Source organism: Cellulomonas sp. PhB150, from assembly GCF_003755175.1.
Classification (GTDB): Bacteria; Actinomycetota; Actinomycetes; order Actinomycetales; family Cellulomonadaceae; genus Cellulomonas.
The window spans coordinates 129811-144062 of record NZ_RKHX01000001.1; the positions used below are offsets into that span (position 1 = coordinate 129811).

12 protein-coding genes are annotated in these 14252 nt (G+C 72.7%); all 12 read left to right on the plus strand.

Annotation, left to right across the window (positions count from 1 at the left end; translation table 11 throughout):
- Positions 1-46: 46 nt before the first annotated feature.
- The 12 genes from hisI (at position 47) to EDF34_RS00655 (ending at position 14193) form a co-directional block, all read left to right on the plus strand.
- Positions 47-445: a phosphoribosyl-AMP cyclohydrolase gene (hisI, locus tag EDF34_RS00600; protein WP_123369459.1), complete on the plus strand. Its 399-nt coding sequence runs from the start codon at positions 47-49 to the stop codon at positions 443-445.
- Positions 442-2004 (plus strand): anthranilate synthase component I, encoded by a 1563-nt coding sequence (locus EDF34_RS00605; protein ID WP_123369460.1) that lies wholly within the window; start codon positions 442-444, stop codon positions 2002-2004. Before hisI ends, EDF34_RS00605 begins: the two co-directional genes overlap by 4 nt.
- Positions 2001-2612, plus strand: coding sequence for a Trp biosynthesis-associated membrane protein (locus EDF34_RS00610; protein WP_123369461.1), 612 nt, complete (start codon positions 2001-2003; stop codon positions 2610-2612). The genes EDF34_RS00605 and EDF34_RS00610 overlap by 4 nt, the downstream gene beginning before the upstream one ends.
- Positions 2613-2679: 67 nt before the next feature.
- Positions 2680-2985, plus strand: a complete 306-nt coding sequence (locus tag EDF34_RS00615) for an HGxxPAAW family protein (protein ID WP_123369462.1) — start codon at positions 2680-2682, stop codon at positions 2983-2985.
- Between the two features lie 129 nt (positions 2986-3114).
- Entirely contained in the window at positions 3115-3609 is a 495-nt protein-coding gene (locus tag EDF34_RS00620) for a CD225/dispanin family protein (RefSeq protein WP_123369463.1), read from the plus strand.
- A gap of 8 nt (positions 3610-3617) precedes the next feature.
- On the plus strand, positions 3618-4085 hold the full coding sequence (locus tag EDF34_RS00625; protein ID WP_123369464.1) for a DUF2752 domain-containing protein: 468 nt from the start codon (positions 3618-3620) through the stop codon (positions 4083-4085).
- Positions 4086-4212: 127 nt separating this feature from the next.
- Positions 4213-5025 carry an indole-3-glycerol phosphate synthase TrpC gene (trpC, locus tag EDF34_RS00630; protein ID WP_123369465.1) on the plus strand — a complete coding sequence of 271 codons (813 nt, stop codon included), beginning with the start codon at positions 4213-4215 and terminating at the stop codon, positions 5023-5025.
- The gene (gene trpB, locus EDF34_RS00635) at positions 5022-6320 is read left to right on the plus strand and encodes a tryptophan synthase subunit beta (RefSeq protein WP_123369466.1); all 1299 of its coding nucleotides are present in this window, start codon (positions 5022-5024) and stop codon (positions 6318-6320) included. Before trpC ends, trpB begins: the two co-directional genes overlap by 4 nt.
- A complete protein-coding gene (trpA, locus tag EDF34_RS00640) occupies positions 6317-7144 on the plus strand; it encodes a tryptophan synthase subunit alpha (RefSeq protein WP_123369467.1) in 828 nt (275 codons plus the stop codon). The genes trpB and trpA overlap by 4 nt, the downstream gene beginning before the upstream one ends.
- Positions 7141-8022 carry a prolipoprotein diacylglyceryl transferase gene (gene lgt / locus EDF34_RS00645; protein ID WP_123369468.1) on the plus strand — a complete coding sequence of 294 codons (882 nt, stop codon included), beginning with the start codon at positions 7141-7143 and terminating at the stop codon, positions 8020-8022. Before trpA ends, lgt begins: the two co-directional genes overlap by 4 nt.
- A 155-nt stretch (positions 8023-8177) precedes the next feature.
- Positions 8178-12740 carry a glutamate synthase large subunit gene (gltB, locus tag EDF34_RS00650; RefSeq protein ID WP_123369469.1) on the plus strand — a complete coding sequence of 1521 codons (4563 nt, stop codon included), beginning with the start codon at positions 8178-8180 and terminating at the stop codon, positions 12738-12740.
- Positions 12733-14193, plus strand: a complete 1461-nt coding sequence (locus EDF34_RS00655; protein WP_123369470.1) for a glutamate synthase subunit beta — start codon at positions 12733-12735, stop codon at positions 14191-14193. Before gltB ends, EDF34_RS00655 begins: the two co-directional genes overlap by 8 nt.
- Positions 14194-14252 lie beyond the last annotated feature (59 nt).

Genomic DNA, 14252 nt, shown 5'->3' on the forward strand with positions numbered 1-14252 from the left:
GCGGACCGGACCACGGAGGCACGCGCGCGCGTGGCAGGATCGGCACGTGCCTGAGCTCGACACCCCCCTGGACCCCGCCGTCGCCGCGCGTCTCAAGCGCGACGAGCACGGCCTCGTCGCCGCCGTCGTGCAGCAGCACGACTCGCGCGAGGTGCTCATGCTCGGCTGGATGGACGACGAGGCGCTGCGGCGCACCCTGACGTCGGGGCGCGTGACGTTCTGGAGCCGCTCGCGCCAGGAGTACTGGCGCAAGGGGGACACCTCGGGCCACCGGCAGCACGTGAGGTCCGTGAGCATCGACTGCGACGGCGACGCGCTGCTGGTCGAGGTCGACCAGGTCGGCGCGGCTTGCCACACGGGCGCCCGCACCTGCTTCGAGGCCGGGGGCGCGCTCCCCGCCGTCGTCGGCGACCGTTCCGAGACCACCCCCGGAGGACAGGCATGACCGCGCCCACCCAGCAGACCCCGCACGTCGAGGTCGCCTGGGGCGGCACGTGGCCGTCCGTCGAGGGGTTCCGCGAGCTCGCGACCGACCGGCGCGTCATCCCCGTGGTGCGCCGGCTCCTGGCCGACGACACGACGCCGGTCGGGCTCTACCGCGCGTTGTGCGCGGGCCGCCCGGGGACGTTCATCCTCGAGTCCGCCGAGAGCGACGGCACGTGGGGCCGGTACTCCTTCGTCGGTGTCCGCTCGCGCGCGACGCTGAGCGTGCGCGACGGGCAGGCGGCCTGGTCCGGCGACGTGCCCGTCGGGGTACCCGCGGAGGGCGACGTCCTCGACGTGCTCGCCCAGACCCTCGACGTGCTGCGCACTCCCGCGCTGCCCGGCCTGCCCCCGCTGACCGGCGGCCTGGTCGGAGCGCTCGGCTGGGACGTCGTGCACCACTGGGAGCCGACGCTGCCCCGGAAGGCTCCCGAGGAGCTGGACGTGCCCGAGCTCACGCTCCTGCTCGCGACCGACCTGGCCGTCGTCGACCACCACGACGGCTCGGTCTGGCTGATCGCCAACGCGATCAACTTCGACGGCACCGACGCGCACGTCGACGAGGCGCACGCCGACGCGGTGGCTCGCCTCGACGCGATGCAGGCGACGCTCGTGCGCCCCACGGACCCGGGCCTGGCCGTGCTGGTCGACGTCCCGGAGCCCGAGCTGCGGTTCCGCTCGACCCGCGAGGAGTTCGAGCAGCAGGTGCGGTTCGGCAAGGAGGCGATCCGTGACGGCGAGGTGTTCCAGGTCGTCATCTCCCAGCGCCTCGACCTCGACTGCCCGGCCGACCCGCTCGACGTGTACCGCGTGCTGCGCACGATCAACCCGAGCCCGTACATGTACTACGTGCAGCTGCAGGACCCGGACGGCCGTGACTTCGCGGTGGTCGGCTCGAGCCCCGAGACGCTGGTGAAGGTGAGCGACGGGCACGTCACGACGTTCCCCATCGCGGGTTCCCGCCCGCGCGGCGCCACGCCGGAGGAGGACAGGGCCCTGGCCGACGAGGTCCTCGCCGACCCCAAGGAGCGCGCCGAGCACATCATGCTCGTCGACCTGTCGCGCAACGACCTCGTCAAGGTCTGCGAGCCGAGCAGCGTCGAGGTCGTCGACTTCATGGCCATCAGCCGCTACTCGCACATCATGCACATCACCTCGACCGTCGTCGGCCGGCTCCGCCAGGGCGCGACGGCGCTGCAGACGCTCACCGCGACCTTCCCGGCCGGCACCCTCTCCGGCGCCCCGAAGCCGCGCGCGATCGCCCTGATCGACGAGGTCGAGCCCGCGCGCCGCGGCATCTACGGCGGCACGGTCGGCTACTTCGACTTCGCCGGCGACATGGACATGGCCATCGCGATCCGCACGGCCCTGATCCGCGACGGCCGGGCCAGCGTCCAGGCGGGCGGCGGGATCGTCGCCGACTCCGTCCCGGCGCTGGAGTACGAGGAGTCCCGGAACAAGGCTGCCGCCGCGGTGCGCGCGGTCCAGATCGCCTCGCGGCTGCGCCGGGCGGGCGCGTGACCGAGCCCGCCGCCGTCTCCGCCCCGTCCACCCGCCGGGCTGCGGGTCGAGGCCGCGCGGCCGGCGTCCTGCTGCTGCTCGCCGCCCTCACCGGCCTCGTCTCGCTGCCCACCTGGTTCACGACGACCGCCGCGACCGCCCTCGACCCGAGGGTCGTGGTCACGGCGAGCGGCGCGGACGTGGCACCCGCCGTGCCCGCGGCGGCGCTCGTCCTGCTGGCGTGCGCCGCGGCGATCGCGCTGGTCGGCCGCGTCGCGCGCTGGGTCGTCCTGGCGGTCGTGGCGGGTGCCGGCGTCCTGGTCGTGGCCGCCGCGCTCCAGGCGATCGGCGACCCGTGGGCATCGGGCCTGCACCAGCAGGTGGTCGACGCGACGAGCGTGGGGGAGGACCGGTCGCCCGTGACCGTCTCCGTGTGGCCGTACCTCGCGGTCGGCGTCGGCGCGGTCGTGGTCCTCGTGGCGCTCTGGCTCGCGCGCGCCTCGCGGTCCTGGGCCGGGCCCTCGCGCCGGCACGAGGGGACCACCGCGGCGACGACCGAGCCCCGTCCTCAGGTCGAGGACGAGCGCAGCGCGTGGGACGCCCTGTCCCGTGGCGACGACCCGTCGTGACGTGCGGGTCCGTCGCCCCGCGGTCCGCTAGGGTGAAGGTCGAACTTCGCACGAAGGGCACCACCTGATGGCTGACAACACCCTTGCGCACCGCGCGCAGCACGCGACCACGACCGAGGCCGTGCACCTGCCGCCCACCGCGGCGCCCACCAACCACGGCAAGACGCTCGCCGCCTGGGTCACCTCCTGGGTGATCGTCGCCGGTGGCACGGTCGCCGGCTTGGCCGTCGCGTTCGCCGTCGTGTGGCTCTTCTGGGTCGGTCTCGGCATCGTCGTCGCAGGTCTCGTCGCCGGCTGGGTGCTGAAGTCGATGGGCTACGGCCAGGGCGGTGCGGCGACGATCGCACGCCAGAAGGAGCATGGCGGGCACTGACCCGTCGGGCGCTCGGCCCGGACGGGCAGGCGCCACCCGCAGGACCGCACGACCGAGGTAACACCGCCGTTCCCACGACGACCACCCGGCCACGTCCCGGGGTGGCCGCACCGCGATCCAGGAGGACCGATGTCGACGCCGAACGAGCCCCAGAACCCCTACGGCGAGCAGCCGCAGAATCCCGAAGACCCGTTCCGCAAGGCCGACCCCAGCGGTCAGCCGCCGGCGGCGCCGCAGTACGGCGCGCCGGGCTACGGCGCACCCCAGGCGCCCCAGTACGGCGCGCCGCAGTACCCCGGCACGCCGCAGTACCCGGGCGGCCCGCAGTACCCGGCGGCACCGCCCTACCAGGGTGGCTACGGACCGACGCCGCCGCCGAACTACCTCGTGTGGGCGATCCTCACGACGGTCCTGTGCTGCCTCCCGCTCGGCATCGCGTCGATCGTCTTCTCCTCGCAGGTGAACTCGAAGTTCGCGCAGGGCGACTACGCCGGCGCGGCGAACTCGTCGAACAAGGCCAAGCAGTTCGCGCTCTGGGGCGCGATCATCGGTCTCGTCCTCGGCGTGGGCTGGGCCATCGTCGTCGGCGTGACCGGCAGCTTCTCGAGCTCGACGTCGTACTGAGCCGGACCGTGAGCGACGTGGTGCCGACCGAGCAGGTCGCGGTCGGCACCACGCCCACGTCCGACGCACCACGACGGCGCGGTGCGTCCGCCCTCGCGGGTCCTGCCGCGGTCGCTCTGGCCGCTGGGGGAGCCCTCGTCGTCCTCGCGAAGGTCGACCCGAGCCAGCCCGGCCACTACCCGACGTGCCCGTTCCTCTTCCTCACCGGCCTGTACTGCCCCGGCTGCGGCTCGCTGCGCGCCCTGCACGACCTGGCGCACCTCGACGTCGTCGGCGCCTGGGGGATGAACCCGCTGCTGGTCGTCGTCGTCCCGGTCCTGCTCGCGTTCTGGGTCGCGTGGATCGTGCGGAGCTGGCGCGGAGCGCCGCGCCAGAGGGTCATCCCCGCGCTGTGGATCAACGTCTTCCTGGGCCTCGTGCTCGCGTTCTGGGTCGCGCGGAACATCCCCGCGCTCGCTCCCTGGCTGGCGCCCTGAGGACCTCGGTCCCACGTGTCGACCTGTGGTCGGGGTCACGCGCGCGCCCCCGTACGATGTCCGATGGATCCCGCCCCGGTCGTCGGCTGAGCGGGAGACGTGACCCGGGGGAAGGGGTGAGGCCTCGATGACCGTGCTGGACGACATCGTCGCCGGTGTTCGTGAGGACCTGGCAGCAAGGCAAGCGACCACGTCTCTCGACGTGCTGAAGGCGGCCGCGCTCAAGCGGCCCTCGGCCATCGAGTGCATCAACCGGCTCCGCGTCGAGGACGCGGTCACGGTGATCGCCGAGGTCAAGCGGTCGAGCCCGAGCAAGGGTGCTCTCGCGAAGATCGCCGACCCGGCCGCGCTCGCCGCGGAGTACGAGAAGGGCGGCGCGACCGCCATCTCCGTGCTCACCGAGCAGCGCCGGTTCCACGGCTCCCTGGCCGACCTGGACGCCGTGCGCGCCAAGGTCGACATCCCGGTCCTGCGCAAGGACTTCGTCGTCACGCCCTACCAGGTGTGGGAGGCGCGGGCGCACGGCGCCGACCTCTGCCTGCTCATCGTCGCCGCCCTCGAGCAGACCGTGCTCGAGTCGCTCGTCGAGCGCGTCCACTCGCTCGGCATGACGGCGCTCGTCGAGGTGCACGACACCGAGGAGGTGGCGCGTGCGGTCGACGCCGGCGCCCGGGTGATCGGCGTCAACGCGCGCAACCTCAAGTCGCTCGAGGTGGACCGCACCACGTTCTCGCGGGTCGCGCCGTCGATCCCGTCGGGCATCGTGAAGATCGCCGAGTCCGGCGTCCGTGGTCCGCACGACGTCATGGACTACGCCCGCGCGGGCGCGGACACCGTGCTCGTCGGTGAGGCGCTCGTGACCGACGACGCTCCCCGTGAGTCCGTCGCGGACCTCGTCGCCGCCGGATCGCACCCGTCCCTGCGGGCGGTGCGGCAATGACTGAAACCGCGTCGACCGGCCGTCCATATATCCAGCCCGAGCCGTCGACGGGCCCCCTGGCGACCCACGCCGGCCCGTACTTCGGCGACTTCGGCGGACGCTTCGTCCCCGAGGCGTTGATCGCGGCCCTCGACGAGCTCGACACGGCCTACCACAAGGCCCAGGCGGACCCGGCGTTCGGCGCGGAGCTCGCACGCCTGCACCGCACCTACACGGGCCGGCCGAGCCCGCTGACCGAGGTGCCGCGGTTCGCCGCGCACGTCGGCGAAGGCGTGCGCGTGTTCCTCAAGCGCGAGGACCTCAACCACACGGGCTCGCACAAGATCAACAACGTCCTGGGCCAGGCGCTGCTGGTCAAGCGGATGGGCAAGACGCGCCTCATCGCCGAGACCGGCGCCGGCCAGCACGGCGTCGCCACGGCGACCGCGGCCGCGCTCATGGACCTCGAGTGCGTCGTGTACATGGGCGAGGAGGACACCCAGCGCCAGGCGCTGAACGTCGCCCGGATGGAGCTCCTCGGCGCGACGGTCGTTCCCGTGAAGGTCGGCACGCGGACGCTCAAGGACGCGATCAACGAGGCGCTGCGCGACTGGGTGGCGAACGTCGAGACGACGCACTACCTGCTCGGCACCGTCACGGGACCGCACCCGTTCCCCGAGATGGTGCGCGACTTCCACAAGATCATCGGCGAGGAGGCCCGCGCGCAGCTGGCCACCGAGATCGGTCGCCTGCCGGACGCCGTCGTGGCGTGCGTCGGTGGCGGGTCGAACGCGATGGGCATCTTCAACGCGTTCCTCGACGACCCCGAGGTCCGGCTGTTCGGCTTCGAGGCGGGCGGCCACGGCATCTCGTCGGGCAAGCACGCGGCGCGCTTCTCCGGCGGTGAGCCCGGCGTGCTGCACGGCTCGCGCTCCTACCTGCTGCAGGACGAGGACGGGCAGACGCTGCCCAGCCACTCGGTCTCGGCCGGCCTGGACTACCCGAGCGTCGGTCCCGAGCACGCGTGGCTGCACGACATCGGCCGCGCGCAGTACCGCCCCGTCGGCGACGACGAGGCGATGGAGGCGTTCCGCGTGCTGTGCCGCACGGAGGGCATCATCCCGGCCATCGAGTCCGCGCACGCGCTCGCCGGTGCCATCCAGCTGGGCCGCGAGGCCCGCGAGTGGTCCGACGAGCCCGTGCTGCTGATCAACCTGTCGGGGCGCGGGGACAAGGACGTGGCGACCGCCGCCGCGTGGTTCGACCTCATCGAGGACGAGCCCGTGGTGAAGGCCGACGAGGGAGAGCAGCTATGACGGTAGGCGTCGCATCGAAGGTCGGTGCGCACCTCGACGGGCTCCGGGCCCAGGGACGCGCGGCACTGATCGGCTACCTGCCGGTCGGGTTCCCGAGCGTCCCGGGCTCGATCACGGCGGTCCGCACGATGATCGACGCCGGAGTGGACGTCGTCGAGCTCGGCATGCCGTACAGCGACCCCGTGATGGACGGCCCGATCATCCAGCAGGCCGCGGACGCCGCCCTCCGCGGCGGCACGCGCGTGCGTGACACCATCACGGCCGTCGAGCAGATCGCCGGCCGGGGCGCACCCGTGCTCGTCATGACGTACTGGAACCTCGTGCTGCGCTACGGCGTGGAGGCCTACGCCCGCGACCTCGCGTCCGCGGGCGGCGCCGGTCTCATCACGCCCGACCTCATCCCCGACGAGGCGGCCGAGTGGCTCGCGTCGTCGGATGCGCACGGCCTCGACCGCGTGTTCCTGGTCGCCCCGAGTTCGACGCCCGAACGCCTCGCCTCCACGGCGGCCGCCTCGCGCGGCTTCGTCTACGCGGCGTCGACCATGGGCGTCACGGGCGAGCGGACGACGGTCGGCGACCGCGCCGAGCGGCTCGTCGCGGACACCCGCGCGGCAGGCGCCGAGCGCGTGTGCGTCGGCGTGGGGGTCTCGACGCCCGACCAGGCCACGCAGGTCGCCTCCTACGCGGACGGTGTCATCGTCGGCTCGGCGCTGGTGCGCACGCTGGTCGACGCGCCCGACGAGGCGTCCGGCCTCGACGCCCTCGCCACGGCGACCGCCGGCCTCGCCGCGGGCGTGGCCGCAGCGGCGTCCGTCGCCCGATGATCGCGTCCATCCCGAGCCCGTCCCAGGGAGTCTGGGAGCTGGGCCCGATCCCGCTCCGCGCGTACGCGCTGGCCATCCTCGTCGGCATCGTCGCGGCGGTCTTCATCGCCCGGCGGCGGTGGGCCGCGCGCGGCGGAGACCCGGACACGATCCTCGAGATCGCGTTCTGGGCGGTTCCCTTCGGCATCGTGGGCGGCCGGATCTACCACCTGGTCACCTCCCCGGAGAAGTACTTCGGCGAGGGCGGTCACCCGTGGGACGCGCTGAAGATCTGGGAGGGCGGCCTCGGCATCTGGGGCGCGATCGCGTTCGGCGCGGTGGGCGCCTGGATCGGTGCGCGGCGCCAGGGCGTCAAGCTCGCGCCGTTCGCCGACTCGGTGGCGCCCGGGCTGCTCGTCGCGCAGGCCATCGGGCGCCTCGGCAACTGGTTCAACCAGGAGCTGTTCGGCAGCCCGACGACCTTGCCGTGGGGTCTCGAGGTCTCGGACGCGAAGGCGATCGAGGCCGGCTACGAGCCCGGCACGCTGTTCCACCCGACGTTTCTGTACGAGCTGGTCTGGAACCTCGGCGGGGCCGCCGTGCTCGTGTGGGCCGACCGCAAGTTCAGGCTCGGGTACGGCCGGGTGTTCTGGCTGTACGTGATGATCTACACGAGCGGCCGGTTCTGGATCGAGCTGCTGCGGATCGACGACCAGGCCTCGACGTTCCACGTCCTCGGGCTGCGGATCAACGTCTGGACGTCGATCGTGGCGTTCGTCGGCGCGCTGGTAGCGTTCATCCTGGTCGGGCGCCGCCACCCCGGACGTGAGACGACCCTCTTGCTGGAACCCCCGACCACGCAGGACGACGAGGACGAGGCTGCAGACCTGAGCCGCTGACCAGCGGCAGGGTGTGAGCCACCTCACAACGGGCGGTGCGCTCGGGTTTGTTTCCGAGTTGTATCGTCGCCACACGTCTGGGCCGACGACGTCCCGCGTTCCCCCCATGCTCGTGCTATGCCCCGATGTCGTCGGGGTCCGTGAGGACGGTACTGATGTCGACGTCGCCCGTGAGTCCCGCCATGGCGGCTCCGCCGGGCCAGGGTCTGTACGACCCGGCCGCTGAGCACGACGCCTGTGGCTTCGCGTTCGTCGCGACGCTGCGAGGGACACCTGGCCGCGACATCGTCGACGCCGGCCTGACCGCCCTGCTGAACCTCGACCACCGCGGCGCCGTGGGCGCCGAGGAGGACAGCGGGGACGGCGCCGGCATCCTCACCCAGATCCCGGACGCGTTCCTGCGCGACGTGGTCGACGCCGAGCTGCCCGCCGCCGGCTTCTACGCCATCGGGATGGCGTTCCTGCCCCGCGACGCCGACGAGCGCGCGCGCGCCGAGTCCGGCATCGAGGCGATCGCCGCCGAGGAGAAGCTCGACGTCCTGGCGTGGCGCGACGTCGTTGTCACGGCGGACCTCGTCGGCCCGACGGCCCGTGCGTCGATGCCCTACTTCCGCCAGCTCGTCGTGGCCGACCCGTCCCGCGAGCTGTCGGGCGTCGCGCTCGACCGCCGGACCTACCGCCTGCGCAAGCGCGCCGAGCGCGAGCTCGGCACCTACTTCGCGTCGCTGTCGGCGCGCACGCTCGCGTACAAGGGCATGCTGACGACCGGACAGCTCGAGCCGTTCTTCGCCGACCTGTCCGACCCGCGCTACGCGAGCGAGATCGCGCTGGTCCACTCGCGCTTCTCGACGAACACCTTCCCGTCGTGGCCGCTGGCCCAGCCCTTCCGGCTCGTGGCGCACAACGGCGAGATCAACACCGTCCGCGGCAACCGGAACTGGGTCGCCGCGCGTGAGGGGATGCTGTCGAGCGAGCTCATCGGTGACCTCGCGCCGCTGCTGCCCGTCTGCACCCCGGGCGGCTCGGACTCCGGCAGCTTCGACGAGGTGCTCGAGCTCCTGCACCTCGCGGGTCGTCCCCTGCCGCACGCGGTCATGATGATGATCCCGGAGGCGTGGGAGAACCACGCCCAGATGGACCCCGCCCGCCGTGCGTTCTACGAGTACCACTCCACGCTCATGGAGCCGTGGGACGGGCCGGCCGCGATGACGTTCACGGACGGCACGCTGATCGGCTCGGTGCAGGACCGCAACGGCCTGCGCCCCGGCCGCTACTGGGTCACCGAGGACGGGCTCGTCGTCTGCGCCTCCGAGGCCGGAGTCCTGGACATCGACCCCGCGTCGATCGTCGCGAAGGGCCGTCTCGAGCCGGGCCGCATGTTCCTGGTGGACACCGGCCAGGGCCGGATCATCGAGGACGACGAGATCAAGGGGCAGCTCGCCGCGCAGCGCCCCTACGCCGAGTGGGTCAGCCAGAACTCGGCGTACCTCGAGCAGCTGCCCGAGCGTGAGCACGTCGCGCACTCGGCCGCCTCGGTGCGCCGCCGCCAGCGGGCGTTCGGGTACACCGAGGAGGAGCTGAAGATCCTGCTCGCGCCCATGGCCTCGGCCGGCGCCGAGCCGCTCGGTGCGATGGGCTCGGACACCCCGGTGGCCGTGCTCTCGACCCGGCCGCGGATGCTGTTCGACTACTTCACGCAGATGTTCGCGCAGGTCACCAACCCGCCGCTGGACGCCATCCGCGAGGAGCTCGTCACCTCGATCGGCGGTGCGATCGGCCCCGAGCCGAACCTGCTGGTCGACGGTCCCGGGCACGCTCGCAAGCTGATCCTGCCGTTCCCCGTGATCGACAACGACCAGCTCGCCAAGATCGTGCACGTGGCGAAGGAGCCGTCGCTGGGCTTCCGGGCGACGACGATCCGCGGCCTGTACCGCGCGGCCGGCGGGGGAGAGGCGCTCGAGGAGCGCCTCGAGGAGATCTTCGCCGAGGTCGACCGCGCGGTGGCCGACGGCGTCAGCTTCCTGGTGCTCTCGGACCGCAACTCCGACGCCGAGCTCGCGCCGATCCCCTCGCTGCTGCTGCTCTCCGCGGTGCACCACCACACGCTGCGCCGCCACACGCGCACGCAGATCTCGCTCGTCGTCGAGGCCGGCGACGTGCGCGAGGTGCACCACGTCGCGCTGCTGATCGGCTACGGGGCCGCCGCGGTGAACCCGTACCTGGCGATGGAGACCGTCGAGGAGATGGCCCGCTCGGGCTACCTCGGCGGCGTCGCACCCGAGAAGGCCGTCGCGAACCTCATCAAGGCGCTCGGCAAGGGCGTCCTGAAGGTCATGTCCAAGATGGGCATCTCGACGATCGCGTCCTACCGCGGCGCGCAGGTGTTCGAGGCCATCGGCCTGTCCCACGCGCTCGTCGACCGGTACTTCACCGGCACGACGAGCCGCCTGGGCGGCATCGGGCTCGACGTCATCGCCGCCGAGGTGGCCGCGCGCCACGCCGACGCGTACCCCGCGAGCGGCAACCGGCAGGCGCACCAGCGCCTCGCGGTGGGTGGCGAGTACCAGTGGCGCCGCGACGGCGAGGACCACCTGTTCGACCCCGAGACGGTCTTCCGCCTGCAGCACGCGACCCGCACGCGCCAGTACGACATCTTCCGCCAGTACACGCACCGGGTCGACGAGCAGAGCTCGCGCCTGATGACGCTGCGCGGCCTGCTCGCCTTCAAGGACGGCGTGCGCGAGCCGATCGACATCGACGAGGTCGAGCCGGTCAGCGAGATCGTCAAGCGGTTCAACACGGGCGCGATGTCCTACGGCTCGATCTCCGCCGAGGCGCACGAGACCCTCGCGGTCGCCATGAACCGGCTGGGCGCCAAGTCCAACACCGGCGAGGGCGGCGAGGACCCCGAGCGCCTGCACGACCCCGTGCGGCGCTCCGCGATCAAGCAGATCGCCTCGGGCCGGTTCGGCGTGACCAGCGAGTACCTGACGAACGCCGACGACATCCAGATCAAGCTCGCGCAGGGGGCCAAGCCCGGCGAGGGCGGTCAGCTGCCCGGGCACAAGGTGTACCCCTGGGTCGCCAAGACGCGGCACTCGACGCCCGGCGTGGGCCTCATCTCGCCGCCGCCGCACCACGACATCTACTCGATCGAGGACCTGGCGCAGCTGATCCACGACGCCAAGAACGCCAACCCGAGCGCGCGCATCCACACCAAGCTCGTCTCGGAGTTCGGCGTGGGCACGATCGCGGCCGGCGTGGCCAAGGCCCACTCGGACGTGGTCCTCATCTCGGGCCACGACGGCGGCACGGGCGCGAGCCCCCTGACCTCGCTCAAGCACGCGGGCACCCCGTGGGAGATCGGCCTGGCCGAGACCCAGCAGACGCTCGTGCTCAACAACCTGCGTGACCGCGTGGTCGTCCAGGTCGACGGGCAGCTCAAGACCGGCCGCGACGTGCTCGTCGGCGCGCTGCTCGGTGCCGAGGAGTTCGGCTTCGCGACGGCTCCGCTCGTCGTGAGCGGCTGCATCATGATGCGCGTCTGCCACCTCGACACCTGCCCGGTGGGCGTCGCGACGCAGAACCCCGAGCTGCGGGCCCGGTTCACCGGCAAGCCCGAGTTCGTCGTGACCTTCATGGAGTTCATCGCGCAGGAGGTCCGCGAGCTGCTCGCGCAGCTGGGCTTCCGGACGCTGCTGGACGCCGTCGGCCACGTCGAGCTGCTCGACACCCGCGCCGCGATCGACCACTGGAAGGCCGAGGGCCTGGACCTGGCGCCCGTGCTGGCCCAGCCCGAGCTCGTCGAGGGCTCGTCGCTGCACCGCACGCAGAGCCAGGACCACGGGCTCTCGCGCGCGCTCGACAACCAGCTCATCGCGCTGGCCGCCGACGCGCTCGAGCGGCGCGAGCCGGTCCGCATCGACCTGCCGGTCCGCAACGTCAACCGCACGGTCGGCACGATGCTCGGCCACGAGGTGACCAAGCGCTACGGCGGTGCGGGCCTCGCCGACGACACCATCGACGTGACCCTCACGGGCTCGGGCGGCCAGTCGTTCGGCGCGTTCCTGCCGCGCGGTATCACGATGCGCCTGTTCGGCGACGCGAACGACTACGTCGGCAAGGGCCTGTCCGGCGGCCGCATCATCGTGCGGCCCGACCGCAAGGCCGTGCTGTCCGGCGCCCACAACGTGGTCGCCGGCAACGTGATCGGCTACGGCGCCACGTCGGGCCAGATCTTCCTGCGCGGCCTGGTCGGCGAGCGGTTCGGCGTCCGGAACTCCGGCGCGACGCTCGTCGTCGAGGGCGTGGGCGACCACGGCTGCGAGTACATGACGGGTGGCACCGTGCTGGTGCTCGGCCGCACGGGCCGCAACTTCGGCGCCGGCATGTCCGGCGGTACCGCCTACGTGCTCGACCTGCGCACCGCGCTGGTCAACACCGACGCCGTCCGCACCGGCGAGATCTCGCTCGACCCGCTGGACGACGAGGACTTCGCCCTCGTCGAGCAGCTGATCCGCGCGCACCACGAGGAGACGGGCTCGCCCGTGGCGGCCCAGCTCCTCGACGACCCCGCGGCGACACGTGCCCGCTTCACGCGCCTGCTGCCCACCGAGTACGCCCGCGTCCGACGCGCGCTGGCCAAGGCCGAGGCCGAGGGCCTCGACCCGGCAGCGCCCGGCGTGTGGGACCAGATCCTGGAGGTGGCCCGTGGCTGACCCCCGCGGCTTCCTGAAGGTTCGCGACCGCGAGCTGCCGCCCAACCGTCCCGTCGAGGTCCGCCTGCGCGACTGGAAGGACGTGCACGCCCACCTCGAGCAGGGCCAGCCGTTCCTCAAGGAGCAGGCCGGGCGCTGCATGGACTGCGGCATCCCGTTCTGCCACAACGGCTGCCCCCTGGGGAACCTCATCCCCGAGTGGAACGACCTGGTGTGGCGCGGGCAGTGGGGCGACGCGATCGACCGGCTGCACGCGACGAACAACTTCCCGGAGTTCACGGGTCGCATCTGCCCGGCCCCGTGCGAGTCGTCCTGCGTGCTCGGCATCAACCAGCCGGCCGTGACGATCAAGAACGTCGAGGTCTCGATCATCGACGAGGCGTTCGACCGTGGCCTGGTCACGCCGCACGTGCCGCAGCGCCTCACGGGCCACACGGTCGCAGTCGTCGGCTCGGGTCCCGCGGGACTCGCCGCCGCCCAGCAGCTCACGCGCGCCGGGCACACCGTCGCGGTGTACGAGCGCGACGACGCCGTCGGTGGCCTGCTGCGCTACGGCGTGCCGGACTTCAAGCTCGAGAAGGTCCACATCGACCGCCGCCTCGAGCAGATGTCCGCCGAGGGCACGCGCTTCCGACCGGGCGTCGAGGTCGGCCGCGACGTGACCTGGGCCCAGCTCCAGGCACGCTACGACGCGATCGTCATCGCCACCGGCGCGACGATCCCGCGCGAGCTGCAGGTGCCCGGCAAGGAGCTGGCCGGCGTGCACCCCGCGATGGAGTACCTGCACCAGGCGAACGCCGTGGCCGCGGGCAAGGCCGTCGAGGACCAGATCTCGGCCGAGGGCCGCCACGTCATCATCATCGGCGGCGGCGACACCGGCTCGGACTGCCTCGGCACCGCGCTGCGCCAGGGTGCCGCGTCGGTCACGACGCTCGCCATCGGCAAGAAGCCGCCGACGGACCGCCCGGAGCACCAGCCGTGGCCGACCGACCCGATCACGTTCGAGGTCTCGTCCTCGCACGAGGAGGGCGGCGAGCGCGCGTACCTGGCCTCGACCGTCGAGTTCGTCGGCGAGGAGCGCGTCGAGCGCCTGCGCCTGGCGACCACCGAGTACCTGTCCGACGGCCGCCGGGTGCCCACGCCCGGCACCGAGCGGGACATCCCCGCCGACCTCGTGCTCGTCGCGATGGGCTTCACCGGCCCCGAGACGACACCGCTGACCGACCAGCTCGGCATCGAGCTGACCCGCCGCGGGCTCGTCGCGCGCGGCGAGGACTTCGGCACGACCGTGCCCGGCGTCTTCGTCGCCGGCGACGCGGGCCGCGGCCAGTCCCTGGTCGTGTGGGCCATCGCGGAGGGTCGCGCCGCGGCCGCCGCGGTGGACACCTATCTGTCGGGTGCCACCGAGCTGCCCAGCCCGGTCACCGCCTCCACGGTGGCGTTGCGCCCCTGACCTCACCCGGACCGCGTACCGCCCGGGGTTCCCGGTCGGGCAGGACGTTCGGTCCGACC